Annotated in this window: 25 protein-coding genes and 3 pseudogenes; 16 read left to right on the plus strand and 12 right to left on the minus strand. The window is 68.9% G+C overall.

Going from position 1 to position 26,979, the window contains the following annotated elements:
- The first annotated feature begins 117 nt into the window (after positions 1 to 117).
- The 3 genes from ACZ7DL_RS30335 to ACZ7DL_RS30345 all read left to right on the plus strand — a co-directional run bounded on the left by ACZ7DL_RS30335 (position 118) and on the right by ACZ7DL_RS30345 (position 1,445).
- A complete protein-coding gene (locus tag ACZ7DL_RS30335; protein ID WP_470778966.1) occupies positions 118 to 501 on the plus strand; it encodes an FtsK/SpoIIIE domain-containing protein in 384 nt (127 codons plus the stop codon).
- 159 nt (positions 502 to 660) lie between these two features.
- Complete coding sequence (locus tag ACZ7DL_RS30340) at positions 661 to 846, plus strand: hypothetical protein (RefSeq protein ID WP_470778967.1); 186 nt, start codon at positions 661 to 663, stop codon at positions 844 to 846.
- A 209-nt stretch (positions 847 to 1,055) separates the two neighbouring features.
- Positions 1,056 to 1,445, plus strand: coding sequence for a VOC family protein (locus ACZ7DL_RS30345; protein ID WP_470778969.1), 390 nt, complete (start codon positions 1,056 to 1,058; stop codon positions 1,443 to 1,445).
- 77 nt (positions 1,446 to 1,522) lie between these two features.
- On the opposite strand, the gene ACZ7DL_RS30350 is transcribed toward ACZ7DL_RS30345, so the two are convergent.
- Complete coding sequence (locus ACZ7DL_RS30350; RefSeq protein ID WP_470778971.1) at positions 1,523 to 2,011, minus strand: nSTAND1 domain-containing NTPase; 489 nt, start codon at positions 2,009 to 2,011, stop codon at positions 1,523 to 1,525.
- A gap of 474 nt (positions 2,012 to 2,485) precedes the next feature.
- Between ACZ7DL_RS30350 and ACZ7DL_RS30355 the strand changes: the two genes are divergently transcribed.
- The gene (locus tag ACZ7DL_RS30355) at positions 2,486 to 2,821 is read left to right on the plus strand and encodes a hypothetical protein (RefSeq protein ID WP_470778973.1); all 336 of its coding nucleotides are present in this window, start codon (positions 2,486 to 2,488) and stop codon (positions 2,819 to 2,821) included.
- Between the two features lie 741 nt (positions 2,822 to 3,562).
- Here the strand turns inward: ACZ7DL_RS30355 and ACZ7DL_RS30360 are convergent.
- Positions 3,563 to 4,087: pseudogene (locus ACZ7DL_RS30360) on the minus strand (fibronectin type III domain-containing protein); the annotation flags it as partial.
- Between the two features lie 403 nt (positions 4,088 to 4,490).
- Positions 4,491 to 5,129: a TetR/AcrR family transcriptional regulator gene (locus ACZ7DL_RS30365; RefSeq protein ID WP_470779068.1), complete on the minus strand. Its 639-nt coding sequence runs from the start codon at positions 5,127 to 5,129 to the stop codon at positions 4,491 to 4,493.
- Positions 5,130 to 5,203: 74 nt separating this feature from the next.
- Here ACZ7DL_RS30365 and ACZ7DL_RS30370 point away from each other — a divergent pair, with 74 nt between their 5' ends.
- Positions 5,204 to 5,635: a hypothetical protein gene (locus tag ACZ7DL_RS30370; RefSeq protein WP_470778975.1), complete on the plus strand. Its 432-nt coding sequence runs from the start codon at positions 5,204 to 5,206 to the stop codon at positions 5,633 to 5,635.
- Between the two features lie 10 nt (positions 5,636 to 5,645).
- Here the strand turns inward: ACZ7DL_RS30370 and ACZ7DL_RS30375 are convergent, their stop codons facing one another.
- Complete coding sequence (locus ACZ7DL_RS30375) at positions 5,646 to 7,061, minus strand: hypothetical protein (protein ID WP_470778976.1); 1,416 nt, start codon at positions 7,059 to 7,061, stop codon at positions 5,646 to 5,648.
- 264 nt (positions 7,062 to 7,325) lie between these two features.
- Here ACZ7DL_RS30375 and ACZ7DL_RS30380 point away from each other — a divergent pair, with 264 nt between their 5' ends.
- Complete coding sequence (locus ACZ7DL_RS30380) at positions 7,326 to 7,727, plus strand: hypothetical protein (protein ID WP_470778978.1); 402 nt, start codon at positions 7,326 to 7,328, stop codon at positions 7,725 to 7,727.
- 546 nt (positions 7,728 to 8,273) lie between these two features.
- Here ACZ7DL_RS30380 and ACZ7DL_RS30385 read toward each other — a convergent pair.
- The gene (locus tag ACZ7DL_RS30385) at positions 8,274 to 8,591 is read right to left on the minus strand and encodes a hypothetical protein (RefSeq protein ID WP_470778980.1); all 318 of its coding nucleotides are present in this window, start codon (positions 8,589 to 8,591) and stop codon (positions 8,274 to 8,276) included.
- 266 nt (positions 8,592 to 8,857) lie between these two features.
- Here ACZ7DL_RS30385 and ACZ7DL_RS30390 point away from each other — a divergent pair, with 266 nt between their 5' ends.
- Entirely contained in the window at positions 8,858 to 9,241 is a 384-nt protein-coding gene (locus ACZ7DL_RS30390; RefSeq protein WP_470778982.1) for a hypothetical protein, read from the plus strand.
- A gap of 255 nt (positions 9,242 to 9,496) precedes the next feature.
- Here the strand turns inward: ACZ7DL_RS30390 and ACZ7DL_RS30395 are convergent, their stop codons facing one another.
- From ACZ7DL_RS30395 to ACZ7DL_RS30420, 6 genes and pseudogenes are all read right to left on the minus strand, one after another.
- Positions 9,497 to 9,880, minus strand: coding sequence for a hypothetical protein (locus ACZ7DL_RS30395; RefSeq protein WP_470778983.1), 384 nt, complete (start codon positions 9,878 to 9,880; stop codon positions 9,497 to 9,499).
- Positions 9,881 to 10,023: 143 nt separating this feature from the next.
- On the minus strand, positions 10,024 to 13,701 hold the full coding sequence (locus tag ACZ7DL_RS30400) for an nSTAND1 domain-containing NTPase (RefSeq protein ID WP_470778985.1): 3,678 nt from the start codon (positions 13,699 to 13,701) through the stop codon (positions 10,024 to 10,026).
- Positions 13,702 to 14,102: 401 nt separating this feature from the next.
- Positions 14,103 to 14,774 (minus strand): annotated as a pseudogene (locus ACZ7DL_RS30405) (IS5 family transposase); the annotation flags it as partial.
- 49 nt (positions 14,775 to 14,823) lie between these two features.
- A pseudogene (locus tag ACZ7DL_RS30410) lies at positions 14,824 to 15,000 on the minus strand (TetR/AcrR family transcriptional regulator); the annotation flags it as partial.
- Positions 15,001 to 15,151: 151 nt separating this feature from the next.
- Positions 15,152 to 15,973, minus strand: coding sequence for an SCO6745 family protein (locus tag ACZ7DL_RS30415; RefSeq protein WP_470778986.1), 822 nt, complete (start codon positions 15,971 to 15,973; stop codon positions 15,152 to 15,154).
- A 45-nt stretch (positions 15,974 to 16,018) separates the two neighbouring features.
- Positions 16,019 to 16,849: an alpha/beta fold hydrolase gene (locus ACZ7DL_RS30420; RefSeq protein ID WP_470779070.1), complete on the minus strand. Its 831-nt coding sequence runs from the start codon at positions 16,847 to 16,849 to the stop codon at positions 16,019 to 16,021.
- Positions 16,850 to 17,167: 318 nt separating this feature from the next.
- On the opposite strand from ACZ7DL_RS30420, the gene ACZ7DL_RS30425 reads away from it, so the two are divergent.
- The 8 genes from ACZ7DL_RS30425 to ACZ7DL_RS30460 all read left to right on the plus strand — a co-directional run bounded on the left by ACZ7DL_RS30425 (position 17,168) and on the right by ACZ7DL_RS30460 (position 25,484).
- Positions 17,168 to 18,367 (plus strand): acetyl-CoA C-acyltransferase, encoded by a 1,200-nt coding sequence (locus ACZ7DL_RS30425; protein WP_470778988.1) that lies wholly within the window; start codon positions 17,168 to 17,170, stop codon positions 18,365 to 18,367.
- Positions 18,367 to 18,993, plus strand: a complete 627-nt coding sequence (locus ACZ7DL_RS30430; protein WP_470778990.1) for an HAD family hydrolase — start codon at positions 18,367 to 18,369, stop codon at positions 18,991 to 18,993. Before ACZ7DL_RS30425 ends, ACZ7DL_RS30430 begins: the two co-directional genes overlap by 1 nt.
- A gap of 140 nt (positions 18,994 to 19,133) precedes the next feature.
- Positions 19,134 to 20,657 (plus strand): class I adenylate-forming enzyme family protein, encoded by a 1,524-nt coding sequence (locus ACZ7DL_RS30435; protein WP_470778992.1) that lies wholly within the window; start codon positions 19,134 to 19,136, stop codon positions 20,655 to 20,657.
- Between the two features lie 85 nt (positions 20,658 to 20,742).
- Positions 20,743 to 21,435: a TetR/AcrR family transcriptional regulator gene (locus tag ACZ7DL_RS30440; RefSeq protein WP_470778994.1), complete on the plus strand. Its 693-nt coding sequence runs from the start codon at positions 20,743 to 20,745 to the stop codon at positions 21,433 to 21,435.
- Positions 21,436 to 21,577: 142 nt separating this feature from the next.
- Positions 21,578 to 22,396 carry an SDR family oxidoreductase gene (locus ACZ7DL_RS30445; protein ID WP_470778996.1) on the plus strand — a complete coding sequence of 273 codons (819 nt, stop codon included), beginning with the start codon at positions 21,578 to 21,580 and terminating at the stop codon, positions 22,394 to 22,396.
- Between the two features lie 44 nt (positions 22,397 to 22,440).
- Entirely contained in the window at positions 22,441 to 23,670 is a 1,230-nt protein-coding gene (locus ACZ7DL_RS30450; protein WP_470778998.1) for an acyl-CoA dehydrogenase family protein, read from the plus strand.
- A 1-nt stretch (position 23,671) separates the two neighbouring features.
- The gene (locus ACZ7DL_RS30455; RefSeq protein ID WP_470779000.1) at positions 23,672 to 24,454 is read left to right on the plus strand and encodes an SDR family oxidoreductase; all 783 of its coding nucleotides are present in this window, start codon (positions 23,672 to 23,674) and stop codon (positions 24,452 to 24,454) included.
- Positions 24,447 to 25,484, plus strand: a complete 1,038-nt coding sequence (locus tag ACZ7DL_RS30460; protein WP_470779002.1) for a phosphotransferase family protein — start codon at positions 24,447 to 24,449, stop codon at positions 25,482 to 25,484. The genes ACZ7DL_RS30455 and ACZ7DL_RS30460 overlap by 8 nt, the downstream gene beginning before the upstream one ends.
- A gap of 119 nt (positions 25,485 to 25,603) precedes the next feature.
- Here the strand turns inward: ACZ7DL_RS30460 and ACZ7DL_RS30465 are convergent, their stop codons facing one another.
- Positions 25,604 to 26,206: a hypothetical protein gene (locus tag ACZ7DL_RS30465; protein WP_470779004.1), complete on the minus strand. Its 603-nt coding sequence runs from the start codon at positions 26,204 to 26,206 to the stop codon at positions 25,604 to 25,606.
- A gap of 110 nt (positions 26,207 to 26,316) precedes the next feature.
- Here ACZ7DL_RS30465 and ACZ7DL_RS30470 point away from each other — a divergent pair, with 110 nt between their 5' ends.
- Complete coding sequence (locus ACZ7DL_RS30470) at positions 26,317 to 26,877, plus strand: hypothetical protein (RefSeq protein ID WP_470779006.1); 561 nt, start codon at positions 26,317 to 26,319, stop codon at positions 26,875 to 26,877.
- Positions 26,878 to 26,979 lie beyond the last annotated feature (102 nt).

Genomic DNA, 26,979 nt, shown 5'->3' on the forward strand with positions numbered 1-26,979 from the left:
AGCTCCGCCAGGCCCTCTTGGGCCTGGCGGGTGTGCTTCTCGGCATCAGCCTTCAGCTCCAGCAAGCGCGGCCTCATACGACCGACTTCCAGCAGCTTCGTCCTCCTCGTGCGGCTGTTGCCCGGACAGGTACCGGAGGACTTCGTCAAGGCCGTGCCCGCCATGGCGGAGGGGTGGCAGGTGCACGCGGTACGCGTGACCTCCTGGAAGCCGGGAGCCGTACGCGTTGTCGCCTCGGCGGCTGATCCGTTGGCCGCTCCTCGCGTGCCGAAGCAGCGGGGTCCCGGTCATCTGCTCGGCGTGACCGTGGGCGTGCTGGAGACCGGAGCCCCGTGGGTGCTCGACCTGCGGCGCGTGCCGCACTGGCTCATCGTGGGGGCCACCCGGTCAGGCAAGTCCACACTCATCAACGCACTGGTTGCGGGTCTTGCTCCGCAACCCGTCGCCCTGGTCGGCACCGACTGCAAGGGCGGCATGGAACTGTCCCAATGCCGCGGGTAGTGCCGCGCAGGCGCCGCGCTTCCTCCGGCCGGGGAAGTGCACAGTGGCCCCCTGCTGAAGGCGGCGCGTGAAGGCTCAAGTTCCGCTCAAAGCAGCAGCATCCGCACCTACAGTGGGCGCATGCTTCATGGCACGACCACACATACCGGGGGAACGCCCATGAAGACCTTGCTCAACCGCGCGATGATGCTTGTCCGAGACACCGTCTCCGGCCGTCGGGCTCTCCAGCGGTACGGCGAGCCCGAGGCCCACCGCCGTAGCCGCCACAACCGCGACGCCAACCTCGCCCACCACTACATTCCGACGGCACAGCAAGTCCCCATCTCCATGCCAAGCGACATGTGAGCGTCCTTGCATGCGCCGACGTGGTGGGCAGATGTGACGCAGGGTGCATCGTCACCGCGGGCGCCGCGGTGATCCGCCCCGTGAACGGTTCGATGCCGGGCAGGAGAAATACGCACCCGTCGGTGTGGACGAGAACGGTGAGGGGGTTCTCTCCAGGGCGCAGTCCGCTGCCGAGCGGTCTGGCCTGCGCGACCTGAGAGGATCGAGGCATGGCGGACTCATCCATGCGGATCAATGCCCTCATCGTCGATGCCAGCGACCCGGAGCGGCTTGCCGCGTTCTGGTCCGAAGTGCTCGGTAGGCCGGTCGTGGGCCGTATGGGCCCCTACGTATGGCTGCGGCGAGAGAACGACCTGGGCCTCGGCTTCCAGCAGACCGCCGGACCGAAGTCGGGTAAGAACCGTATGCACTTCGACGTCAGTGCAGCCGACCCCGCCGCCGAGCAGCAGCGGGTCGAGACGCTTGGCGGGCGCAGGCTGGAGGAGTACGCCGACGGCGGGTTCCTGGTGATGGCGGATCCCGAGGGCAATGAGTTCTGCATCATCCCCGAGGGCCCCTTCGAACTCGACGACGAGGGGCGCGCGGACTATCTCGGCTGACCGGCATGCCGCCATGGGGCCAGGCGGCGCGGTACGGCCGGGTTCGTGAAAGCGCCGGCGATGTTCTCACCGGACGCTCACCCGAACCGAGGTGGCCCTCTCGCCGAAGCCGTCGGATGGAGCAGCATGTCGAGATAGCGGTCGCGCTCTGCCGGATCAGGGCAGAGGGTGAAGATCTCCTCGAACTGGTCCACGATCACGGACTTTCCGGAGGACTTGCCGCTGCCGGACAGCCCGAACACCGCGGCGAACCGTCGGTGACGCAGTAGGTCCAGCAGATCGGCGGTGAGGCGGTCACGGCCGAAGAACCGAGCGCTGTCACCCGTTTCGAACCGCGCCGATCCCTTGTACGGCGGCTCGGGCTCCGCGTCCTCTCCCACGGCGCCGGACGCGTTTACTTCCTCGACTGCCTGCTTCCACCGGGCCTCCCACTCCACCACCTCGCCCCCGCAGGCCCGCACATAGGCCAACACCACCGGCAGCGACGGCAACTGCTCACCCGCGTCCGCCTGCGACAGCGTCGTGACCGGATACCCGGCCCGCTGCGCCGGCATCCGGTAGGTCATCCGCGCGCATTCGCCCGCAGTTTCCGCAACTCGGATGCGAACCGCTGCACGGGACCCGCCCCCGGGTCCACCGGCATTTCGCGACGTCCTGCCCCCCCCGCACACCTGAGGCCGTCCCACCGGACCAGGTGGCCCACTAGGCGCTTCACCGCTGCCGGAAAGATCGCAGTCGGTCATTGTTCGGCTGCCGGAACAGCCCTGCCAAACAATGCGCCGACCGCTGAGATCGGTGGTGCGAGCGGTGGGGGATCCGCTCCGGAGGAAAGGCCCTGCGGGTTGCCGGCAACCAGAAGGGCCGCCGCCGTGGGGCGGACAGTCGTCCGCCCCACGGCGATGAGATCAGTGCGCACACCGTGCCCCGCGCGGCGTCCGACGGTCGTGACGGCGGTCGGGGATCGCCGGCTTCACGGTGATGTCCTGTCCAGTGATCCCAGCGAAGGGAAGAACATGAGTCGGTCAGCAAAACTCTTGACGGTGGCCGGAGTGGTGGCGGCCAGCGGGCTGATGTGGACGAGCCCTGCGACGGCGCAGACGTCCACACCGACGGTGGCGGCCATCCGGGCCCTGCCCGCCGGCACGGCGCTGTCCCCGGCACAGGAGATCGCCGCGGGCTGTTCCAAGGCCGGCTTCGGACAGTCGGTGGGCTTCGCAACCTGCCCCAGCAGCTTCGGCAAGTTCAAGGTGCGCGTGTGGTGCACCTGGGGCGGCAGCGGACTGAGCGAGTCGTGGCGCTCGAAGTACAACAATGCGGGCTGCAGTCTGGGCAGCGTGCACACCGAATCGAACGGCATCGAGATCCTCAAGTACTGATCCGGGCCGAGCTGTACCGCGCCTCTCCGATCACCACCGGAGGCGGATGAGACGAGAGGCGCGGCACAGCGCTGCGCCCAGGGCGCCCACCGTCTGCAGATGCGCGCGGGCGACGCGTTCCCGCACGACCTGCCCGCCAACCTGCCCCAGTGGCAGGTTGGCGGGCAGGGAAGGTCTTCCTGATTACCTGCTGCCGTCTGTCCGCCGAGCGCTGCTCCTACTGCCGCATCGATTCCGGGGCGCTGGTTCCGCGTCGGAGACCATGCGCCGATCATTCGGTCCACGTTGAAAGGTTCGTGCCTCGCCGCTTCGCCCGCGCAGACTGTCCGGACACCTCACAGTCAGTGCGGGTGGCAGTGGAACAGGGGAAGGACGATCCCATGGCACGAACCCGAACTGCGCCCTCATGGACGGGCGGACGAGTCGTCCTCGGGTGGGCCCTTGCCCTCGCGGCGCTCACCGTGCCCATGGGCACCGCCAAGGCCGACAGCGCGGTCGGCTCCGGTCGTTTCACCGCACAGGCGCTGCGCTTGGGGCTGGGCGGCGCGCAGGCCCAAGCGCTGCAGGCGCGGGTCGACTCCTACCGGGCCAGGACTGGTGGGACACAGATCGAGATCTTCAGCCCGGGCACGACCTGGTCGTACCGCTTCCCGGGGAGAAGAAGGTCCGCAACATCACCGCGAGCACGAAAGCGCCGAGCGCCGTCAAGGCCATCCCTTGCGACTTACAACGGCTGACAGAAAAGTACTGGCGGCCGTAGATGCCCCACTGCGCGAAGTAGCCGACCTTGAGCTGCTTGCCCTGTCCGGCCACGTCGTCGGTGGTGACGGAGACCGTGTTCGACGCCGGTGAGGTGTTGTCGGCGGTGTCGCGGACCTTGACGGTGAAGGTGTAGGCGGTGGCGGGGGAGAGCCCGTCCACGGTGGCCGTCGTGGTGTCCGCGCCGACCGTCTTCGCCAGGGTGCCGCCGCGGTACACGTCGTAGGCGGCCACGCCCACGTTGTCCGTGGACCTGTCCCAGGCCAGGCCGACGCTGGAGAAGGTCCTGCCGGTGGCGTGCAGACCGCCGGGCGCCGTCGGTGGTGTCGGGTCGGTCGCCGGATCGACGGTCGTGACGGTCAGCGGAGGGCTCGCCGGTCCCACGTTCCCACGGGTGTCCTTGGCGCACACGGTGAATCTGTAGCCCGTCGCCGGCGTCAGACCGGTGACGGTGGCCGAGGTGCCGGTCGCGGTGGCCACGGTGGCCGAGCCGCTGAGCACCTCGTACGGTCAGGACGTTCTGGAGCACCGCGCTCGGCGCAGTGCTGCTCGTCCGCGTCGGGGCACAAGGCACTGTCGCCGACCTCGACCTCGCCGGAGTGTTGACCATCTACGAAGAACCCGAGCCCGTTTAGGCCGGTCGAACGGACCGGCGACGACGTGTGCGGTTCCCCGCGTGACGGTGACCTTGTCGCGGTCGCCATGTTCGCCGCAGCCGACGATCCATTGCTGCGGCCGGAACAAGACGTCAGGAACCTGCTTGCCGACAACATCGAGGCCCGCCGTACTGGCAGGTGGCCACCGTGCCCGAGGTGAGGATATTGCGAGCCCGGTCGAGGGTGACCGAGCTCGACGCGCTCACCGACTTCGGTATTTCGGGGTCAGGACGGGCACCGAGCCCCTCGCTCATTCATGAACTGCGCGGCTCGGACGTGTCCGTCTCGTCCGCGACAAGGGCCATGTGGGACGCCAGGGCGCGGGCGGCGTCGGCGAAGTACTGCTCGTCGGCGCCGGGGGCGAGGCCGAGGATGACGCCCTGGCCGAGGCCGACGAACAGCGCCCTGAGCGCGACCACCAGGTGTCGCGCCTGACCCGACGTCATGACGCTTTCTTTGTACGGCCGTCCGGTGAACAACGCGACCAGATGGCTCTCCTGAGCTTGCACGGACGTGGCGAGCTGTGACCTGAGCTCGGGGTCGTGCAGGGCCATGTCCAGTAGGGTGATCTGCAGTGACAGGCCGGCCGCGGCGTTTTGGGCGTCGCAGCTGCGCCGGTAGTACCGGGCGAAGGCGTCGACCGTCTCCAGCAGATCCGCTCCGGCGGGTACCGCCTGCTCGATCTCTTCGTAGTGCGGCCGCAGGTGGTCGGTGACCAGGGCGACCACGAGGCCGTTCTTGCTGCCGAACAGCGAGTAGACGGCACCGGTGGTCAGCCCCGCCCGTTCGGCGATCTCATCGAGGCGGGCGCGATGCCCGTCTCGGGAGACGACCTCCAGGGCAGCCTCCAGCAGGGCACGGCGGTTGCGTTCCTTCGTCTCCGCTCTCGACATTCTCATAATCTCATTATACTGGTAATCAAGTTATGTGAACGTGTGTCAGGACAGGCAGAAGGAAGGACACGCTCGTGCCCCAGAGCCAGACCGCCGTGACCGCAGCGACCTACCGGATGGCGGGCATCGTCGCCGACGGCATCGTCAAGGTGGTACTGGGTGCAGCCTTCGTCGTGGGTGCAACCCGGTTCGGTGACCTACTCGGCGTGCCCACCTGGTTGATGATCGCCTCCGGCGCGGCCCTGCTCATGGGCGGTGCGATCGAGGTCAGGCATGTGCGCAGCCGCCCGGTGCGCACCTACACGCGGCTCATGATCGCCTACGACAGCGGCTGGGTGCTGACGGCGCTTGCCGGCCTGCTGGCGGCATGGCGGGGGAGCAGTGCCGGAGGCGAGGTGTGGATCGGATACCAGACGGCCGCCCCCATCGCGTTCGCAGCGGCACTGCTAGCCGCCTCCTCGACACCGACTGCCTCTAACGCCGGTGCGCAGGACTCCGCACCCTGACACAGGACTTCTACTCCCTGACCGTCCGGTTGGAAGCACGCAGCGTCTCCGGGGTGACCCGGCTGCTGCGTGCTGCTGTCATCCGCGTCAGCTCCGCAGCCGCAGGAACAGGATGGCCCGCCTTCGCCAGTTCCTCCAGGCGCCCGGACAGCACTGTCAGCGGGCGGCGCAAGTCGTCGTAAACCGCTTCGTTGCCCTGTGCAAGGGCCAGATGCAGGGCGGTGATCCCGGTTTGCGTCCACCCCTCGCCGTGCTCCCGCAGCCAGTTTCGCGGATCCCCGGCGAAATGCCGGAACGCGCTGTCGTACAACAGATGGCTCTCCAGCGCGAGCCGCCAGGCGACATCCGGGTCACACTCCGACTCCCGCAGACCCGCTGCCAGTTGCCCCAGGCGCCGGGCAGACGGCGGGGCCGCCTCCGGATGGGGCAACCGGCCCGTCACCGAGGCGGACTCGCCGGAGGTCAGAACACGATGCAGGGCCTCGACGGACTCGCCCAAGACCGCTCCCGCGCGCAGGACCGCCTCGCCGAGAGTGACCGGTACGCCCTCGGCAAGGATGCGTTCCTGCGCCGGAACGGCGGCCGGATCGAGGGAGTGCGCCCGGGCGAGCAGTGGCGCTGCCTCGGCTGGGCGGCCCGCGGCGCGCAGGTGCACGCCTGTGCGGGCCAGCGCACTCGCCAGGTCGCCCCAACCCTGCTCGGCGGTGCTCAGCGTGAAGCCGTCCACGGCCAGGGCGTAGTCCCAGTTGGCACGGGCGGCCTCGATCCGTGAAGCAACCGCCGCGGCCATGTCGTTGGCGTAGTCCATGTGCGCGTCGGGGTCGGCTACCAGGGTGTCGATCGCATCCTGGTATCGGCCCAGGGCCTGTCCGGCACAGAACAGGGCCTGGTCCGGGTCACCGTGCTGTGCCTGCACGACCGCGACCAGGCTGAGCAGGCGGGCGAAGTCCAGCGAGAGGGGAGGACCCGCGGCCTGCAACCCAGCTCCCACGTACGCCTCTACGGCCAGATCGGCGTCGGTGAGCGCGGATGCGGCGTGCCCGGCGACCGAGTGGGCCATGGCGCGGCGTGCACGGACGTCGCCGATGCGTGTCGCCAACTCCGTTGAGGCAGGCTGGGATCGCTCGTAGCGGCTCTCGCTCTCCTCGAGGGACGCCAGGGCCTCGTCGATCAGGTCCACGGCGGTCTGCGAGGAACCCATGGAGTACAGCAGCGACGCGAGCTGTTCGTTCAGCCGCGGTTCGTCCGGGCGGGCGTCCAGCTCCGCGCGCAGGATTCCTGCCGCCTGGCTGTGCCGGTCCAGCGACCGCAGATGCAGCCGGCGGCGTTCGGCGCCTTCGGCTCGGGAGGCCTGCGTGCGTGCCCCCACGCCTTCCCAGTAGAGCTCGTGCACCCGCAACTGCCAGCCGTCGGCCGACGAAGCCATGAAGTCCCCCCTTGCCGACTTCCAAGGCGCCCACCCTGCTCGAACGCATGAGCGCCCCGAGGGTATTCTGCGGCCTCTCACCGCGACGGCACCGGCGTGACGCAAAACCGCGGAAGCCGTGGGCCCCGGGGGGGGGGGGTTACCGTGCATGTCACGGTCGCCGGCGCTGTTCGTGAGCGACGGCCGGACGAGGGCCGTCCGACGGCGGCTGCCCCATGGAACCGGTCTGCGGGGCCGGCCTGGACACGGAAAGGCGGACATCCCATGAGCTGGTCCATGTTCAGGTTCCGCGAGCACTGGGCGCACGCGCACGACGTGCAGCAGGAGACGTTCATGGCGCTGGCAGCGATGTACGTCGAGGCCAATCCCACCTACCGCGCGGTGCCGTGGCTGCGCGAATGGCAGGCGTTCTGGCTGAGGTCGATCGGGCGCCAGCCCAACGGCCTCACGGACGTCTGCGCCGACGACTATCTCACCGACGACGGGCGTGTCGCACAGTTCCGGGAGTTCCTGCGCGACTACCAGTCGTGGCTGGTTGCCTCGGAGGGACCGTTGGACACGGCCGCAGGGCTGAGCGCCGACAAACTCCTCGAGTTCTCTCGGACCGTCGATGCCGTGCTCGCCGGCGACGAAACACACCCCACGGTCCAGCTCGCCCGGCAGTGAGAACGTGTGCCGCTGCCTGAGGTGGCGGAAGCCCGCCAGTACGCCGGCCTGCCCCGGCACAGCCGGGGTGATTCCCGGAGATGCGTGCGGAAAGGAGTGCGCGCCCGGGACCAGCACGACACGCCCGTGGCTGGTAGGGGCGGGAACGTGGGCGCCAGCAGGACGAGCGCCGTGACCCGGTCGGGCCTGCGGGCGGCAGACGCCGTCGTCCTCGGAGGTGACGGGTCCCGAAGCTGCGCACCCGCATCTGCCCGGCCCGGTCGTGATGGACATCCACGAGTGTCCGACGAGGCTGGATTGCGGGCAGGCACATGGCGGGTCTTTCCGGCTCGACTGCAACCCGTCGGAGCTCGGGACGGGACTGTCTGCCCGCTCTGACCTGGTGCTCTTCTTCGATATCCAATGCCCGGGAACCGGACGCGGTCCTGATGGCGGCCGTAGGCGCTGGTCAGAGGGGTCGTGCCAGGCATCCGCAGGGATGATGAGAGCGTCACTTGGAAGGCGCCCGGCGGTGCCGGCGGCCCGCGGTCATCGTGCCGCGGTCGCCTACCTGGACGGCGCGCTGTTCAGGGTGGACTGGAAGAGGGCGATCTGGTCCTTCACCCAGGGATCGAACACCGTCGCACGCCCGCTCTCAGAGGGGAAGAACATCTCCAGCTGGTCGGTGATCCACGGGTCCGTGGCCTGGCGCGCAGTCCGGTGGCCGTCGGTGCCCTGCCCGGCGCCCACGGCGGTGCTCCGGACCATGAGGTGCTCGCTCCCCTGGGAGCCAACCGCCGTGGCCGAGCCGCTACCGGCCACGACGGCGCCCCCGGCGATGAGAGCGGGGAGGCATACGAACGCGATACGGCGGGTGAGCTTCATACTTCTTCTCCTTGCTCAATCCGCCGTCCCTGTGGTGATCACGCCACAGTGCGTGACGCGCTTCCCAGGGGCGGCGCGGAAGCATCTGGTGGCCACGCCTACCCAGCCGTCCTCATGCCATACCCGGGTCGCAGCCCCAGCGTCTCCGCCGGTCTTGGGCCGTCGACTATTGCGTCAAGCGCTCCACCAAGTACGGAGCAGATATGCCGTTGCCGTCGGCACCGGGGTCATCGACCATGTGCATCCAGGAAAAAAAGGGGGGTGCCATGGGGCTGTGTCTGTTTCCCGGTGACGGTGACGTCGATGGGCCGGACGCTTGCTTCTCGTACGGAGGCTTCGCCCAGTTCCGTCGCCGGCTGGCCCGCGCGGAAGGCTTCGACCTCGGCGAGATGATCGGCTTCGGAGGAGACCGGTCGTGGACAGAGGTCTCAACCGAGCTGGAGCCGTTTCTCAACCATCCGGACGATCACAGCAAGGACCTGTCCCCCCATGACTGCGGCGTTGTTCTCCCCAGGCTGGAGGCGATCCTCGGGCAGTGGATCTCGGAACCTCTCGATGCAGGAATGGTGAGACACGTAGAAGACGCCCAGCAGCTTTCAGTCGTGCTGCGTATCTGCATCGACAAGAACGTCGATCTTTGCTTCGGATGACGGATCAGTACCGGTGGTGGCTCAGGAAGCATCGTCCCGGCCTCGTTCGATGGCCGCGAGTCGGTTCTTGAGGGGTGGCTGGGACCGCTGATGGGATCCTCCGAGCAGCGGTTGAGCCCCGTCTCCCTCCATCTCCCGCAGGCTCATCGCTTCGGGCTGGTCGCTTCGGCGCGGGCGGCCTCGACACCGGCTACCGGAGCCATCCTCGCCGGAGGGGCCGAGGTCTCGCCGCGATGGGTGCGGCGGCTCTTGTGGTCAGAGTTCGTAGGGGTGGAGACTGATTCTCTCGCGCTCGATGAAGAGTTCGACCCAGGTATGGGCGACGTCCTCGGGCAGCGGATCAGTGAGATCCAGCGGGATCAGAGTGCCGTCCAGGTCCAGTACGGCGGAACCACCCTCTGCGGGGTTCAGCCGTCCTCGCAGGACAACGCAGTGTCCGCCGGGCCGGCCTCCCGGTCCGGAATCGGCGGCCGGTTTCGCATTCCGCCCCCAGACGATGTCCTCATCGACTGTCCACTCGACGTGGTACTCGCCCGGCTGCGCTTTCGGCTCACCGCACCAGCGGACAGCCGTCCTTCCGAAGGACGTCCGGATCTGGGCCAGCCAGGGACTCCCGGGGAACTTTGCAACCTTCTCCACTTCGACCAACATCCTCCGATCATGCAGCATCCGAGTTGCTGCCGGAACCTGTGCTGTTCATGCACCCCTGGCACGGGTTCGCCGGAACAGGTGCGCTTCTCCGAACGACTCGTTGGGGGCGATGGCGGTGCTGTGGTCGAGCGTCACGCTTGGTGGGGGCAGGCGGCATGCGGAGGTTGGTCCGGCAGGTACATCCGGCTTTCCTGCCGGGTGAGGTTGCGGTCCAGGGCTCGGCAGATTTTGTCGATCGCTGTGCTGGGTGTGGTAAGGGCGACGTTGCTCACCCGTATCGTGCTGTCGTCGCTGGTGGAGGTCAGAGTATGACCGTCCGGACTGAAGACGAAGGCGCTGACAGCAGAGGTGAGTTGGGCAAGCGTGATGCGCTTGCTGCCCGTGGTGGGATCCCACAGTCGTATCGTGCGGTCCTCGCCGCCGGTGGCGAGCGTGCGGCCGTCAGGGCTGAACGCCACCACGAGTACAGGGGCGGTGTGTCCGGGGATGCTGTCGCGGTTGCTGCCGTCGGTGGGGTCCCACAGTCGTATGGTGCGGTCCTCGCCGCCGGTGGCGAGCGTGCGGCCGTCAGGGCTGAACGCCATTGCAAGTACTGCTCCGGTGTGTCCGGTGAGCGCGCGCCCCGGTTCACCGCTTCTTGTGCCCCAGAGCCGCACGTTTCCTTCCGCGTTGCCGGTGGCGAGTGTGTCACCGTCCGGGCTGAACGCCAACGCGGGTACCGCAGCCGGTCCGGTCAGGCTGTGGCGGAGACGGCCGGTGGCTACGTCCCAGAGATCGACGCCGCGGGCAAGGCTGCTGGTGGCAAGAACGCGGCCGTCAGGGCTGAACTTCAAGGTGAACGGCTTACCGATGTAGCTGACGAGGCTCTTGAGGAAACGGCCGGTGTCCGCGTCCCACAACTCGACCCCGCGGGCGAGGCTGCTGCTGGCAAGGATGTGGCCATCAGGGCTCAAGGCCAGCACGGGAAGGGCGCCGGTCTTCCCGGGCCAGGGCAGAGCGGTGCGGAGACGGCCGGTGCCGGCGTCCCACAGCTGCACTGCCTGACGGCCGTCGCTACTGGTGGCCACTGTCCGTCCGTCTGGACTGAACACCATTGAGGCCGCTTTCCTGATGTGTTCGGAAAAGAGGATCCTGGACTGCTCGGCTGGTGTGTCCCACAGCCTGATGGAGCGGTCGGCGCTGCCGGTGGCGAGGGTACGGCCGTCGGGACTGAACGCCATCGTGAGTACCGCGCCGGTGTGTCCGGTCAGGCTGCTGCGCAGGCGGCCGGTGTTCGCGTCCCAGAGTCTGACGACGTGATCGTTGCTGCCGGTGGCGAGGATTCGTCCGTCCGGGCTGAACGCCATGGAGGCGACGGGGGCTATGTATGCGTCCAGGGTCTTACGGCGATGGCCGGTGTCCGTGTCCCACAGTTCCAGTCCGGCGCCGGAACTGCTGGTGGCCAGGGTGTGGCCGTCCGGGCTGAACGCCAACGCGCTGACCGGGGAGGCATGGGAGGGCAGGGTTCGACGGCTGCGGCCGGAACTGGTGTCCCACAGTGTCACTCCGCCGGCGTTGTCGCCGGTGGCGAGAGTGCGGCTGTCCGTGCTGAAGGTCCATGAGATGCTCGAGCCGGCGGCAAGGCTGTAACGGTGACGGCCGGTGCGGGTGTCCCACAGCTTCATACCGTCGTTTCTGTCGCTGGTGGCCAGGGTGCGGCCGTCCGGGCTGAACGCCGCCGGGGAGGCGTCGATATCCGGCAGTCGTCTGTGGGCGCGGCCGGTGCGGGTGTCCCACAGTGTCAGGCCGCCGGATTCGTCGGTGGTGGCGATGGTGCGGCCGTCCGGGCTGAACACCGCGGGGACGAAAACGCTGCCTGAGAAGCTCTTGCGAAGTCGGCCGGTACGGGGTTCCCACGTACGTACTGTGCCGTCGTCGGCTGCGGTCAGAAGGCGGCCGTCAGAACGAAACGTCACCGACACCACGGCGCCATGGGTGCCGGTGAGACGGTGGCGCAAAGGGATGGTCGTCGCGGCGTAGAGGCTCTCCACGGCCTGTGTTGTGGGGCTGCTGCGGTAGGCGTGGATGGCGAGGAGCGCGGCGAGATCGGAGTTTGTGTTGATGAGGGCGGCGGACTGGGCGGCCAACTGCCGGGACAGTGCAGTCCGCCGCGCAGTGTCGGCCTTCTGCCGCTGCCGGTCGCTGTCGTGACGCTGCTGCCAGGCGAGCAGGCTCGCCGTGACCGCCAGGATCAACAGGATGGACAGTGTCGCCGTGAGGGCGCGCAGTCGCCGCACGGTGCGGGCCGCGAGGTGTTGCTCCTGCTCGCGGCCGGTGATGCAGGCGGTGAGGAAGTCCTGTTCCAGATCCGTCAGGTCCTTCGCGGACTCACCTTTGAAGTGCTCTTGCGCGGTGTCGAGAAGGGTGCCCCGGTACAGGGCCCCCGGGTCACGACCAATCTCCTCCCATGCCCGGGCGGCTTCGGTCAGCTTCCGGTGCGCGCGGAGCCGTTCGCGGTCGGTCTCCATCCAGCCGCGCAGCCGGGGCCAGGCGGTCAGCAGGGCCTCGTGGGCCAGGTCAACGGCATCGTTGTCGAAGGTGAGCAGGCGCGCGGCGGACAGTGCCTGCAGAACCTGAGCGGTCCCTTGGCCGCTGGTGGCCTGCAACTCGGCACGTTTGGCCGGCCGACGGGTGTCGGGGGTGCCGTCGCCAGGGGTGACCAAGCGCAGCAGCAGACGGCGGGCGGTTCCCGCCTCGCTTTCGGTGAAGCGGCTGTAGACCTCTTCGGCGGTCTTGGCGATGGCACCGTGCAGGGTGCCGGCGGCTTCGTAGGCGGCCTCGGTCAGAGTGCGGCCGGTGCGGTGACGCCAGGTCTCCAGCAGCGCGTGCGACAACATCGGCAGCGCGCCCGGCTCCCCCTCGACTTCGTCCAGCAGCCGCGCGGTCAGCGAGCGCTGCACGACGAGCCCGGCCGCGGCGGCCGGTCTGACGATCGCCTGCCGTAGTTCTTCACGGTCCATCTGGCCGACCGGAACGGTGGCATCGCGCAGCGCCGCGGTGAGGTTGGAGTGTTCCAGACAGTGTGCGTAGAAGTCCGCCCGGACCGCGGCGACCACGCGCAGTCGGCTGCCAGGGGTGGCGGCGGCCAGCAGGCGCTCGATGAAGTCGGCGCGTTCGGTGGCATCCCGGCACAGGGTGAACAGCTCCTCGAACTGATCCACGATCAGCCAGGTCTCCGCGTCCGCGTCCGGCACCGGGATCAGTCGGGGCGCGTGGGTGCGCACCGGGTGCTCACCGGGAGTCAGGACGCGGATTGCCGCCGGACGCAGGGCAGGGTCATCACCTGCGCGGAGCCGGGGAATCAGCCCGGCGCGCAGCAGCGAGGACTTGCCGATGCCCGACGGGCCGAACACGGCGGTGAAGCGGCGGTCCCGGGCCGTGTCCAGTAGTCGGCCGGTCAGCCCCTCACGGCCGAAGAACAGGTTGGCGTGCACCGGCTCGAAGCGGGCCAGACCGCGATAGGGAGGCGGGTCCGTGGCACCGCCCTCGCCGGGTACGGCCGCAGCCTGTGCGGCCGCCCCGCGCCAGCGCTCCCGCCACTCGGCCTCATCCCCGCCGCAGGCGCGCACGTAGGCCAGCAGCACGTCCAAAGAGGGCAGCTTCTGGCCCGCCGCGGCCTGGGACAGCGTGGTGACCGAGTACTCCACACGCTGAGCCATGACCCGGTAGGTGAGGCCGCCGGCCTCCTGCCTCAGCTTGCGAAGCTCCTGCGCAAACCGCTGCACCGGCCCCGCGGCCGGATCCACCGGCACCTCGTGCCGACCTGCCATCGCCCCATCCCCCTCAATATCAAGACGCAGACGATCGGCCAACCTACGCAAGGTCACCCCGGGCCGGCAGGCCCCATCAAGTCAACGTTCGGCGGCCGACGAGAGCTGACGAGCAACGCGGTGCGACTGACATGAGGGGTGCGGGCCCGAGGAGAGGGCACAGCGCCACCTTCTTGCGGCAGCACGAGACCGGCCGTGGCCACGTCGCAAGGATCGGCCGCGCATCGAAACCGGGTGTCACACCTGTTACTCACTTTCGGGTGAGCCCGGTCGTCGTAGTGGGGTGGCGTGGGCCGGCGACTCGTTACCGCAAGGCAGCTTTCCCAACGGAACATGCACCCAAAACGACATCGAGATGGTTGATAAACGCTGCAAATGGACATTGCGGCTAAGGCCGTGTCCTACATGGTCGGTTTGAGGAAGCGCTTGTAGCAGCAGATGGCGGCTGCGAGTCCGAGGAAGGCCAGGTAGTTGCGCGGGTGGCGCTCGTAGCGGGGTGACAGGCGGCGGTAGCCAGTCAGCCAGGAGATCGTGCGCTCGATGACCCACCGCCGGCGGCCCAGTCTTTCGCTTGAGTCGATTCCCTTGCGGGCGATACGGACGCCGATGTGCTGGCTGTGGAGCCATTGCCGCAGGCCAGGCAGGTCATAGGCTTTGTCGGCGTGCAGCCGTTGGGGCCTGGAATGGTCGCTGTGGGATTCGTGTCCTATGTGGAAATGGGCGACCATCGGCTTCAGTCCGAGGCTGTCGTGAGTGTTGGCCGCGGAGAGGCCGACGCGTAGGGGCAGTCCGTTCGCGTCCGGCAGGATGTGCATCTTGGAACCCGGCTTGCCCCGGTCCACGGGCGACGGACCTGCAAGTTCACCCCCCCCCCCCCTTTTGGCGCGGACGTGGGCGGAGTCGAGTACCGCCCGGGACAGGTCGGCCAGGCCCTGGCCGGCGAGCATTTCGAGGACCTTCCGGTGTAGCCGTACCCAGACACCCGCCCGCGACCAGATCAGGAACCGGCGGTGCACCGTGGACTTCGACGCCCCGAAGCACGGCGGCAGAGTCCGCCAGGCACAGCCACTGACACAGGGCCGCCAGCAGCGTGGTCCTGGCTCGCTCCAGCACCGCGACGTAGATCCCGTCCGTGCTGCCGAAGTGCCAGTAGATGGAGCTGACGGGCAGACCGCACGCGGCGGAGATCATCGAGATGGACGTGGCGGCGTAGCCGTGGCGCGACATCAGCTCGCCGGCGGTGTCGAGCATCGCGTCAAGGGACCGCGCGTCGCGGTCCTGCGCCGATGCCTGCGTCATACGGTCGACTCGCGAGGAAACACGGGCCGAAGGGCCTGGCCGCCGTCGAGGGACGGGGGCTGGTACGCGACGACATCAACGATGCAGTCCTCGTTGCGTCGTTGCGTCGTTGGGACAGCGTGGCTCGTTACCCCGCCGCTGCCGTACCCGGTCAGCCGACTCTGAGGAGACCGGCGTCGACGACGGCTCGGCCGAAGGCGCTTGCGAGTTCGGCGAGCCGCTCACAGTCGGGGTCACCCAGGGCGGCGTAAGCGGGGAGGGCGAGGTGATCGGTGCGGTCCTCGATGCGCTGGCGCAGGCGTACGCCTTCCGGGCTGAGGGAGTCGCCGTCGAGGAGACCTCGCTCGCGCAGGCGCTCCTCGGTGTCGGCCCACTCCTCCTCGGGCCATGCGCGGCTCGCCTTGAGGAAGTCGACGGGAACCTCACCGGTGGCAGCATGCAGAATCAGGGACTCCAAGCCTCCGACGCCCTCGCTCAGCAAGCACGCGACATGGCCGTCTCCACGGAACTCCCGGAGCAGCGTCTGGGCGTGCCACAGTTGCAGCACCGGTTCGTCCGGCCAGGGCAGCGCGGCATGCGCGGCGAACAGCGGGCGGCCCTGTGTGAGTTCGCAGGCGGCCTCGGCGGCCCTGCGGGTCAGTGCCAGGACTTCGTCCAAGGTGGGCAGTTCGTGGATTCCCGCCCGGCGCAGGGCCTCGTCGGCAGCGGTGTGCCGCGCGTCCAGGACCTGCTGCGGGGTCGCTGCGTCCCAGGCCCCGTCGACCGCCTTCCGTACGAAGCCGGGGTTGAAGTTGTAGAAGGTCGAGATGATCAGCTCGGCCGGCGCTCGGCCGAAGGCGGCGCTCCGGGACGTGAAGTACCCGGCCCGGCCGCTGAGGCCGAGATCCGCGTACCGTCGCCTCGCTTCGGGGGCGAAGTAGATCATGGCGTGTACGGGCTCGAGACGGCGCCAGGCCGCGCGCGCTGCTTTCATGGGGTCACCTCTTCGGGAGTCGACGAACGGGTTGTCAGCTGCGGTTCAGTTCGCGCCGTGTGTTCGTAGGTGGTCGAGCAGCAGGCGGCTCAGCGCTTCGGGCGCCTCCTCGGGGACCCAGTGGCTGACGCCGTGGAGGGTCTCGAACCGGTACGGCCCGTTGACCCACTTACCGGTCTCCCACGCGGCCACCGGGCCGAATGCGCGGTCCTCCGTGCTCCAGACGTACAGCGTGGGCACGTCGATGACGCCGATCGCGCCGTCGGGGCGGCCCGCCCGGTACCAGTTCAGCGCGGCGGTGAGAGCGCCCGGCTGGGACAGGTGTCGCACATAGGCGTCGACCTTGTCCTGCGGGACCTTTCCGGCGTATGCGGCGCGAAGCGCTTCGGCGTCGTTGGCGAGCATGCGTTCCTCGGTCGCGGGCGTTTCGCGCCAGTCGATCATGTAGTGCGAGCGACCGCGCTGGTCCTCGTCGGTGCGCAGAGTGGTGGCCAGGGCGCCGGGGTGCGGGGTGGAGACGACCGTCAGGGTACGTACGCGCCCCGGGTGGGCGTCAGCGGTCCACCAGGCCACCGCGCCTCCCCAGTCGTGGCCGACCAGGTCGAAGGCCGCCCAGCCAAGTTCCTCCGTGATCGCGACCACGTCGTCGACGAGAAGGCCGATGCGATAGTCCTCGGGCCGCTGGGGGCGGGCGCCGGGGGAGTACCCACGCTGGTCGGGTGCCACCACTCGGTAGCCGCGGGCGGCCAGCGCCGCGATCTGCCGTTGCCACACCAGTCCCGTCTGCGGGAACCCGTGCAGCAGCAGCACCGGGCGGCCCTCGCGCGGACCCGCCACGATCGCGTCGAACACGCCCGCACCGGTGGAGATGCTCAGCTCGGTCACGACCCACCTCTTCATACCGACTGGTCGGTACCCTTCAGGCAGGGAGGCGGGCTGTCAAGACCGAGCGGCTCGCGGTCATGGTTGAACATGACGCCGAGTTCAACTATAACCGACCCGGAGGCCGGTTCTCCGTCCCTTCCGCGGCCATGGTGCTGTCATCGGTCAACGGAGGAGACGGTCAATGCGCGTTCGCAGCGCCGCAGTTGGCGTTCGGTGCCGCCTCCTCGCATCGAGCCCGGCTCACGGAGCTCGGCATTTCGGCCCCGGAGCTCCCGGACGAACCGGACCAACAGGAAGCAGTGAGGCGACATGAGGGAAGCAGTCATCGTTTCGACGGCACGGACGCCGATCGGAAAGGCCTACCGCGGCGCGTTCAACGACACCCAGGCGCAGGAACTCGCCGCTCATGCCCTTCGGCACGCGGTGCAGCGTGCGGGGCTGGAGGGTGGCGAAGTCGAGGACGTCGTGTTCGGCTGCTCCGTGCAGCAGGGTTCCTCCGGCTTCAACATCGCGCGCCAGGCAGCTCTCCGCGCCCAACTTCCGGACGCAGTGTCGGGGATGACGATCGACCGCCAGTGCTCGTCGGGCCTGATGGCCATTGCCACGGCCGCCAAGCAGATCGTCACGGACGGCATGCAGGTCGCGGTCGGCGGCGGTGTCGAGTCGATCTCCCTGGTGCAGAACGACCACATGAACACCCACCGCATGACGGATCCCTGGCTGGTCGAGCACAAGCCGAGCATCTACCTGCCGATGCTGCAGACGGCGGAGATCGTCGCCGAACGCTACGGCGTGAGCCGGGAGCGCCAGGACGAGTTCGCGCTGGTGTCGCAGCAGCGCACCGCGGCGGCGCAGGAGGCCGGCCGGTTCGACCAGGAGATCGTCGCGCTCAGCAGCGTCAAGAAGGTGCTCGACAAGCAGTCCGGGGAGGTGCGGGACGAGGAGGTCACCCTGACCCGGGACGAGGGCAATCGCGCGTCGACGACGCTCGAAGGCCTGGCCGGGCTGGCGCCGGTGCTGCCCGACGGTCAGGTGAGCGCGCACTCCAGCGTGACGGCGGGCAACTCCTCGCAGCTGTCGGACGGGGCTTCGGCGTCGGTGCTGATGGAGGCGGGGGAGGCGGAGCGCCGCGGACTGGAACCGCTGGGCGTCTACCGGGGTGTGACCGTGGCCGGCTGCGGGCCGGAGGAGATGGGCATCGGTCCGGTGTTCGCCATTCCGAAACTGCTGAAGCAGCACAACCTCACCATCGACGACATCGGCCTGTGGGAACTCAACGAGGCGTTCGCCTCCCAGGCGCTGTACTGCCGGGACGAGCTGCACATCGACCCTGAGCGCTTCAACGTCAACGGCGGCGCGATCTCGGTCGGCCATCCGTACGGAATGACCGGTGCCCGCCTGGTGGGGCACGCCCTCATCGAGGGCAAGCGCCGAGGCGTCCGGTATGTAGTGATCTCGATGTGTGTCGGCGGCGGAATGGGCGCTGCCGGACTGTTCGAGGTCGCGTGATGGGGAAGGACCGAACCGCGGTCCTGGTGGACTTCGGCGGGGTCATCACCTCCAGCGTGTTGCAGGCTTTCACCGACTTCGGCGCCTCGCTCGGCGGTGATCCCCGCCTGCCGCTGGACCTCCTCGCCCGCGACCAGCAGTCACGTACCCTCCTGGCCGACCACGAGTGCGGCCGTATCGACGCCGAGGCCTTCGAGCGAGGATTCGCCGAGCGTCTCCGCGTCCACGGCGCCGACGTGCCGGCCGAGGGCCTCACCGCCCGGATGCAGGCGGGGATGTCGATCGACCAGGACATGTTGGCGCTGCTCGGTGATCTTCGAGCCGCCGGTCGTCCCGTCGCGCTGGTGTCCAATTCATTCGGCACCGGCACCTACGACGGGGTCGACCTCGCCGCTGTCGCCGATGTGGTCGTCATCTCCTCCGAGGTCGGGATCCGCAAGCCCTCCCGGCGGATCTACGCGATCGCATGCGAACGCCTCGGCGTCGATCCCGGGGAGGCGGTCATGATCGACGACCTGCAACAGAACCTCGACGGGGCGGCGCGGATCGGAATCGGGGGCGTGCTGCACACCGGTGCGGCCGACACCCGCCGCCAACTCGCCGAACGTTTCGGTATCACCACCTGACCGCTCGGCGGATCGGCGCAGCCGGGTGCGTCATCCGGCCCCCCGGCTGAAGGCCTGCCGGGGAGGCCGGGCCAACCCAACCGATCGGCGAGGGCGAGAGCCGCACCGACATCTGCTCACACCCCCGGAAGGCACCACCCATGACCAGCGTTTTCGATCCTGTGTGCCGCCACGCGGCCGCCACTCCCGACAACATCGCCCTGCGCGGCGCCAGCGATCAGTGGACCTACCTTCAGCTGCGTGACGCGAGCCTCCGGTACGCCGGGGCCCTGGCCGCCGCCGGCCTGTCCCCCGGGGACCGGGTGCTGCTCGCGGCGCCGTCGGTGCCCGAGTTCGTGGTGGCCTACCTCGGGATCCAGGCCGCGGGCTGTGTCGTGGTGCCGGTCAACACGATGGCCACCCGGGCCGAGGTCGAGTACGTTCTCGGCGACGCCGGGTGCTCGTCGGCGATCGCATGGCACGCCCTCGGCCCCGCCGTCGCCGAGGCGGCCGCGGCACTCAAGGTGCCCTTCCGGACGCTGTCCCCGGGCGTGCCGGTCACCGGAGCAACCCCTGCCGACGTCGTCGACCGGGACCGTGACGAGACCGCGGCCATCCTGTACACCTCCGGCACCACCGGACGGCCGAAGGGGGCCCAGCTCACGGTCGGCAACCTGTTGTCCGCCGGGGAGATCGGCGCCCAGTGCAGCCGCGCCTCGAGCACCGACCGTATTGGCACCGGACTCCCGCTGTTCCACGTCTTCGGCCAGGCGTCGGTCCTGATGGCGGCCCTGACCGCGGGCGGCTCGATCTCGTTGCTGGCCCGGTTCGACCCCGCGTCGATGCTGGAGATGCTGCGCCGCGACCGGCTCACCATCATGGCGGGCGTGCCGACCATGTGGAACGCGATGCTGCACACGGCGGGCGACGCGAACCCGGCGGACTTCGCCCAGCTCCGTGTCGCCGTCTCCGGCGGCGCCTCGCTGCCCGGGGAGATCGCGCGGGCCTTCGAGGCCCGATTCGGCTGCACGATTCTCGAAGGGTACGGGCTCACCGAGACCACCTCGTTCGGCACCTTCAACGACATCGACCGCGGCGGCAAGACCGGCTGTACCGGCAGGGCGGTCCCGGGGCTGCAGGTCCGGGTGCGCGACGCCGACGGCAAGGAGTGCCCGCCGGGTAGTGTCGGCGAGGTCCACATCAAGGGGCCCACGGTGATGCGCGGCTACTGGAACCGCCCCGCGGACACCGCCGCGGCGATCTCACCCGACGGCTGGTTCAGGACCGGCGACCTCGGCGAGAAGGACACGGACGGGGACCTGCGCATCGTCGACCGTATCAAGGACCTGATCATCCGCGGCGGCTACAACGTCTACCCCGGTGAGGTCGAGGAGGTTCTCTACGAGCACCCCGACATCGTCGAGGCAGCCGTGATCGGCGTTCCCGACGACTACTACGGCGAGGAGGTCGCCGCGCTCATCGCGACCCGGCCCGGTTCGGAACTCGGTGCCGCCGAGGTGTCGGGCTGGGCACGGGAGCGGCTGTCCGCCTACAAGATCCCACGCATCGTCCGGTTCGTGGACGCGCTGCCCAAGGGCCCGACGGGGAAGATCCTCAAGCGGTCCATCGACCGCAGCGCTTTCAACCGCGACAGCGCGCTCGGCGACGCTGCCGCCCGCCGCTGAACCTCGGAGACCGGGACATCGACCGGGCCCGCCTGCCCCTTGGGGATTTGTGACTATGGCGTCGGATTCAAGTAAAGTCCCGCGGATGGACACCACTGCGCCAGAGGAGATCGACAGCGAGCAGGCACCGCCGGTGGCGCCCTTCTCACAGCTGCGCGAGCCGCCCACGACACAGCGCGGGGCGCGGACGCGGGCCGCTCTGGTGAAGGCCGCGCGGAAGGTGTTCGAACGGGACGGCTACCTCGACACGCGCCTGACCGACATCACCAAGGAGGCTCGCTGCGCGGCCGGATCCTTCTACACCTACTTCGCCAACAAGGAAGAGGTGCTTGCCGCCGTCCTGCTGGAGGCGCAGGAGGACATGATGCACCCCGGCATGGGCCGGGTGCAGGGTACCGACGATCCCTATGCGGTGCTCGAGGCGAGCAACCGGGCGTATCTCGCGGCGTACAAGCGGAACGCGAAGCTGATGGCGCTGCTGGAGCAGGTCGCCCAAGTGGAGCCGGAGTTCCGTGAGTTCCGAAGGCGTCGCGGGGAGGCGTTCATCCGCCGCAATGCCCGGGGCATCGCCGAACTGCAGGCACGGGGTGTCGCGGACCGTGAGGTCGATCCGATGATGGCGTCCCGTGCCCTGTCGGGGATGGTCAGCGTCATGGCCTACCACGCCTTCGTGATCGGCGAGGGGCAGGAAGAAGGTACGCCGGTGGACTTCGAGGAACTCGTGTCCACGGTGACCCGGCTCTGGGCGAACGCCCTGCGGTTCCCCGGCCACCACTGATCCGCCTGCCTGAAAGCCGCTCATCCCCGCGGGGGATGGGCGGCTTTTTTCTTGCGGCACCATGCGGGCAGATGTTGAACTTGACGTCGGATTCAATTATACAGGTGGGGAGTTCGCACGCCGTCAACGGAGAGGGTCCGCCGTGAACGTTGCAGAAAGAGTCGCCATCGTCACCGGTGGTGGTGGCGGCATCGGCGGCGCGCTGGTCGCGCGGCTCGCTCGCGCGGGTGCCCGAGTCGTCGTCTCGGACCTCGATGCCGAGACCGCGCGGGCGGTGTCGGAGAGAGTCGACGCCGACCATCCGGGAAGCACCGTCAGCGCCGGCGCCGATGCGTCGGACACCGCCCAGATCCAGCAGCTGATCGCCCTGGCCGAGAACACTTTCGGTCCGGTCGACCTCTACTTCGCGAACGCGGGCATCGCCGGGGCCCCCGGCCTCGAGGCGAGCGAGCAGGACTGGGACCTCTCGATCGACGTCAACCTTCGCGCCCACATCCGTGCGGCGAGGCTGCTGGTGCCGGGGTGGCTCGAACGCGGCGAGGGCTACTTCGTCAGCACCGCCTCGGCGGCCGGGCTGCTCACCCAGATCGGCTCCGCCACGTACGCCGTCACCAAGCACGCGGCCGTCGCCTTCGCCGAATGGCTGAGTGTCACCTACGGCGACCGCGGGGTCCGGGTCGGCTGCCTGTGCCCGATGGGCGTGAACACCCGGATGCTGTCCTCCGGAGAGGACTCCGGGGACGCGCTGGGAAGAGCGGCGACGCGGGCCGTCACGTCCGCGGGTGACGTCCTGGAGCCGGCCGAAGTCGCCGACGCCGTCCTGGCCGCGATCGAGGACGAGCGCTTCCTGATCCTGCCGCACGAAGACGTTCTTCAGATGTACCGGCAGAAGGGCTCGGACTACGACCGGTGGCTGCGCGGGATGCGCCGCTACCAGAGCTCCCTGCTGGCACAGCCGTGAACCCGCCGGCCAAGTCCAATTCCCTCTACCCCTCAGGAGTTCGGATGCCCTTGTTCGAGATGTCGGACCGCGCCAAGAAGTACCAGGCGGATCTGCTGGAGTTCATGGATGCGCACATCTACCCCGCCGAGGCGGTCTACCACGAGCAGATGCTCGCGTCGGGCGACCCGCACTTCCACCCGCCGATCATCGAGGAACTCAAGGCGGAGGCGCGCCGGCGCGGACTGTGGAACCTCTTTCACCCGCACCCCGAGTGGGGGCCGGGGCTGACCAACCTCGAGTACGCGCCGCTGGCGGAGATCATGGGGCGCAGCCACATCGCCTCCGAAGCGTGCAACTGCAACGCTCCCGACACCGGCAACATGGAGGTGCTCACCCTCTTCGGCAGCGACGAGCACAAGGAGAAGTACCTCAAGCCCCTCCTCGACGGAACGATGGCCTCGGCCTTCGCGATGACCGAGCCGCGTGTCGCCAGCTCCGACGCCACCAACATCGAGCTGCGGATGGAGCGCGACGGTGACGAGTACGTGCTCAACGGCCGCAAGTGGTTCGCGTCCAACGCCCTGCACCGCAACTGCAAGGTGCTCATCGTCATGGGGAAGACGGACCCCACCGCCGCACCGCACCGGCAGCAGTCCATGATGGTCGTCCCCATCGACGCCCCCGGGATCACGGTGATGCGCGGCCTGCCGGTGTTCGGCTACCAGGACCGGGAGGGGCACGCCGAGATCGACTTCCACGACGTACGGGTGCCGGCCAAGGACGTCCTCAAGGGCGAGGGCGAGGGCTTCGCGATCAGCCAGGCCCGGCTCGGCCCCGGTCGTATCCACCACTGCATGCGGGCGATCGGCGCGGCCGAGCGGGCGCTGGAGCTGATGTGCCGCCGCGCGCAGTCACGGGTGACCTTCGGCACTCCGATCGCGGAACGCTCCAACATCCAGGACTGGATCGCGGAAGCGCGGATCGACATCGAGATGATCCGCCTGTTCACGCTCAAGGCCGCGTACCTGATGGACACCGTCGGGAGCAAGGAAGCGCGCACCGAGATCGCCGCCATCAAGGTGGCGGCCCCGAACATCGCGCTGAAGATCATCGACCGTGCGATCCAGGTGCATGGAGCAGCGGGCGTTACCGACGACTTCCCGCTGGCCATGATGTACGCGTACCTGCGGACGCTGCGGATCGCGGACGGTCCCGACGAGGTCCACAAGCGAGCCATCGCCAAGCAGGAGCTGCGGCAGTACCGCGACACGGCCACGACGGCGGTGAGCTGAGATGGCGGGACTCGATCTCACCGGTCGCACCGCCGTCGTCACCGGCGCCTCGCGCGGTATCGGGCTGGCGATCGCCCAGGCCCTCGCCGCCGCCGGCGCGAACGTCGTCCTCACCTCCCGCTCCCAGGAGGCGGCGGACGCAGCCGCGGCCCAGGTCGGAGGCACAGCGGTCGGCGTGGGTGCGCACGCGGTCGACGAAGAGGCGGCCCGGCGCTGTGTGGATCTGACGCTCGAGCGCTTCGGAAGCCTGGACATCCTCGTCAACAACGCGGGAACCAACCCGGCCTTCGGCCCGGTCATCGACCAGGACCACGGTCGGTTCGCCAAGACCTTCGACGTCAACCTGTGGGCTCCCGTCCTGTGGACGGGTCTGGCCACCCGGGCCTGGATGGGCGAGCACGGCGGTGCGGTCGTCAATACCGCGTCGGTCGGCGGCCTGGCCAGCGAGGCCAACATCGGGTTGTACAACGCGTCGAAGGCCGCACTGATCCATCTCACCAAGCAACTCGCCCTGGAACTCTCGCCGAAGATCCGCGTCAACGCGGTGGCACCGGGTGTGGTGCGCACCAAGCTGGCCGAGGCTCTGTGGAAGGAGCACGAGGAGGCTGTCTCCGCCTCCATGGCGCTCGGGCGCATAGGGGAGCCGGCCGACATCGCCTCGGCGGTCGCCTTCCTCGTCTCGGACGCCGCGAGTTGGATCACCGGCGAGACCATGGTGATCGACGGCGGGCAACTGCTCGGTGACGCGCTCCCGTTCAGGCAAGGAGTCGGCATCGGTGTCTAGTGCGGACATCGTCGGAATCGACGCCGGGGCGGTGAACCGCTGGTTCAGGACCCTCGGCGTCGACTTCGCCGGACCGCTGACCTACGACCGGATCGGGGTCGGCCAGTCCAACCTGACCTACCTGGTGCGGGATCGGGAAGGCCGCAGGTGGGTGCTGCGGCGCCCCCCGCTGGGTCACCGGCTGGAGTCGGCGCACGACGTGGCCCGTGAGGCGCGGATCCTGACCGCTCTGGAGGGCACCGTCGTCCCGACCCCGCGGGTGCTCGGGCTGACCGATGATCCCCTTGTGACCGATGTGCCGCTGCTGTTCATGGAGTTCGTGGACGGCCAGGTCGTCGACAGGATGTCGGTCGCGCGGTCACTGACGCCCGAGCGCCGCCGGGCGGTCGGGATGTCGCTGCCGCGCACGCTCGCGAAGATCCACGCGGTCGAGCTCGAAGCGACCGGGCTGACCGGTCTCGCCAGCCACAAGCCGTATGCGCAGCGCCAGCTCAAGCGGTGGTCGGTCCAGTGGGAGAAGTCAAGGACCCGCGAGTTGCCCGCCCTCGAGGACCTCACCCGGCGCCTTGCGGCGGCCGTCCCGGAGCAGCGCGAACTGACGCTCGTACACGGTGACTTCCATCTGCGTAATGTCATCACCTCCTACGTCAGCGGGGAGGTGACCGCGGTGCTCGACTGGGAGCTGTCGACGCTGGGGGATCCGTTGGCGGACATGGGCAGCCTGCTGGCGTACTGGCCGGAACCGGGCGAGGAGGAAACCGGAGGCGATTTTGCCGCCTCCGTCCTCGAAGGCTTCCCGGTCCGTGCCGAGATTGCTCAGGCGTATCTGGCCGAAACAGGCCGCGACCCGGCGGCACTGACGTTCTGGCACGTGCTGGGGCTGTGGAAGGTGGCCGTGATCGCCGAGGGTGTGATGAGGCGAGCGATCGACGAACCGAGGAACAGGAGTGCCACAGGCACGCCCACCGTGGAACGCATCGATGCGCTCGTGGACAAGGCATGCCGCGTCGCCGACGAAGCGGGGATCTGAAGGGGCCTGCGGCGCGTTCCGGCGGTCGCCGCATAGCGTCGTGCCGCGCGCACGCGCAGAGCCCGCTGGCGTCGCCCCTCCAATGAATTCTTCATGCTGGTGTACATGCCCCGAACGAGTCAGCCGGTTGCAGGTGGGGCGTGCGGGGGGCCACCAGCGGTCCAGCAGCTCTGTGTAGGCGCGAGGCAGGAGCCAGGTCTCACCGGACCAGGCAAGCTGCTGCGCAGCGGCCGGGTGCCGGCGATGTTCTTCAGGTGCCTGGCCTGGCCGCTCGATGCGACGAACTCCTCCCAGGTCAGGTTGCCGGGTAGGCCGTTCGGCCCGATGTCCCTCCAGGCGCCCCACTCCTCGTACGGGTGCTCCTCCCGGAGCAGCTTGTTGCGGGCCCGCTCGACCATCCATGACATCAGCCGACGTCGCCAGTCGGGATGGTGCACTCCTCCGGAGCCCGTTCCGGGATCTCGCGGTACGCGGGCAGCTGCACTTCGACGACGTCGTCCCAGGTCCGCGTCGAACTCCGCGAAAGTCCGGCCGGCGGCGCGGATGTCCCGTTCGCCGTACATCCAGCGCGCCTTGTGTATGTAGCAGCGCACCGCTATGTCGCCGAAGAAGACGTGGCCGTGCTGCCACAGGCAGAAGTTCGTTGGGGTCCAGGGGACCGTGGCGTTGTGCGTCAGGTCCGCGAAGAGGGAGCGGGCCCGCTCCCGGGTGACGAGAGGCATGACCGGATGGTGGCAGCAGGGACTGACGACGGCCGGTGGGCTGGGCGCCCTTGCAGGTCAATGCAGGCGAAGCCGTCCGGTGGCGACTCCAGCGCGCTTACGATGCCGTGGTGCGGAACACGAAGGCGTTCAAGGAAGCCGTTGCCCAGACGCTCGCGGAGCTGGCCCGCCGGGGGGTGACACTGGCGCCGTCGACCGTTGAGGACACCATCGAGAAGAACATCAACGCCGTGGCTGAGCAGCTGCGTATCCAGGAGCGCTCCGCCTGGAGGTACTTCGACGCCTCTGCTCTTGCCGACCGTCTCGCCCACAACGCGCGCGCCTTCGAGGAGAGCAGCGCAGCGGAAGGCGCCGGCCACGCGCCGATGCCGCCGGTCGGCAACCCCGAGCTGGCGCTGATCCTCGCCGGCGTTCCCGACTCTCTGGCCCAGACCGGCGGCGACCTGTACGGCGTCATCGTCAACGTGGCCGTCAACGCCTGGATGGCTGGCCACATCCACGGCGAGGACGGCTGCACCGGCTGCGACGGCAGCCGCGGCCCGGGCGGACACGACTGGGAAGCCCGGATGCGCACCATCACCGAGATGCAGCCGGACATCGCCAAGTGGTTCGACCGCGACGTGTGGACTGCCGCCGTCAACGACGTCGGCTTCACCGTCACCCACCGCTGACCCGCAGCTCAGCTCTCGGGGCCTTCACCCACGCCGTGTACCAGGCGGTCTCCACCCGGCCGTCATACTGATGAAGCAGCAGTATTCGAGAGCTGCTGTATT

The organism is Streptomyces sp. NPDC036984 (assembly GCF_055607665.1).

What these genes read in the sequence shown, in the direction of transcription:
- ACZ7DL_RS30340 (WP_470778967.1), top strand. Translation starts at nt 661, where the DNA reads ATGAAGACCTTGCTCAACCGCGCGATGATGCTTGTCCGAGACACCGTC.
- ACZ7DL_RS30345 (WP_470778969.1), top strand. Translation starts at nt 1,056, where the DNA reads ATGGCGGACTCATCCATGCGGATCAATGCCCTCATCGTCGATGCCAGC.
- ACZ7DL_RS30350 (WP_470778971.1), bottom strand. Translation starts at nt 2,011, where the DNA reads ATGACCTACCGGATGCCGGCGCAGCGGGCCGGGTATCCGGTCACGACG.
- ACZ7DL_RS30365 (WP_470779068.1), bottom strand. Translation starts at nt 5,129, where the DNA reads ATGTCGAGAGCGGAGACGAAGGAACGCAACCGCCGTGCCCTGCTGGAG.
- ACZ7DL_RS30375 (WP_470778976.1), bottom strand. Translation starts at nt 7,061, where the DNA reads ATGGCTTCGTCGGCCGACGGCTGGCAGTTGCGGGTGCACGAGCTCTAC.
- ACZ7DL_RS30380 (WP_470778978.1), top strand. Translation starts at nt 7,326, where the DNA reads ATGAGCTGGTCCATGTTCAGGTTCCGCGAGCACTGGGCGCACGCGCAC.
- ACZ7DL_RS30385 (WP_470778980.1), bottom strand. Translation starts at nt 8,591, where the DNA reads ATGAAGCTCACCCGCCGTATCGCGTTCGTATGCCTCCCCGCTCTCATC.
- ACZ7DL_RS30390 (WP_470778982.1), top strand. Translation starts at nt 8,858, where the DNA reads ATGGGGCTGTGTCTGTTTCCCGGTGACGGTGACGTCGATGGGCCGGAC.
- ACZ7DL_RS30400 (WP_470778985.1), bottom strand. Translation starts at nt 13,701, where the DNA reads ATGGCAGGTCGGCACGAGGTGCCGGTGGATCCGGCCGCGGGGCCGGTG.
- ACZ7DL_RS30415 (WP_470778986.1), bottom strand. Translation starts at nt 15,973, where the DNA reads ATGAAAGCAGCGCGCGCGGCCTGGCGCCGTCTCGAGCCCGTACACGCC.
- ACZ7DL_RS30425 (WP_470778988.1), top strand. Translation starts at nt 17,168, where the DNA reads ATGAGGGAAGCAGTCATCGTTTCGACGGCACGGACGCCGATCGGAAAG.
- ACZ7DL_RS30430 (WP_470778990.1), top strand. Translation starts at nt 18,367, where the DNA reads ATGGGGAAGGACCGAACCGCGGTCCTGGTGGACTTCGGCGGGGTCATC.
- ACZ7DL_RS30435 (WP_470778992.1), top strand. Translation starts at nt 19,134, where the DNA reads ATGACCAGCGTTTTCGATCCTGTGTGCCGCCACGCGGCCGCCACTCCC.
- ACZ7DL_RS30440 (WP_470778994.1), top strand. Translation starts at nt 20,743, where the DNA reads ATGGACACCACTGCGCCAGAGGAGATCGACAGCGAGCAGGCACCGCCG.
- ACZ7DL_RS30450 (WP_470778998.1), top strand. Translation starts at nt 22,441, where the DNA reads ATGCCCTTGTTCGAGATGTCGGACCGCGCCAAGAAGTACCAGGCGGAT.
- ACZ7DL_RS30455 (WP_470779000.1), top strand. Translation starts at nt 23,672, where the DNA reads ATGGCGGGACTCGATCTCACCGGTCGCACCGCCGTCGTCACCGGCGCC.
- ACZ7DL_RS30465 (WP_470779004.1), bottom strand. Translation starts at nt 26,206, where the DNA reads ATGCCTCTCGTCACCCGGGAGCGGGCCCGCTCCCTCTTCGCGGACCTG.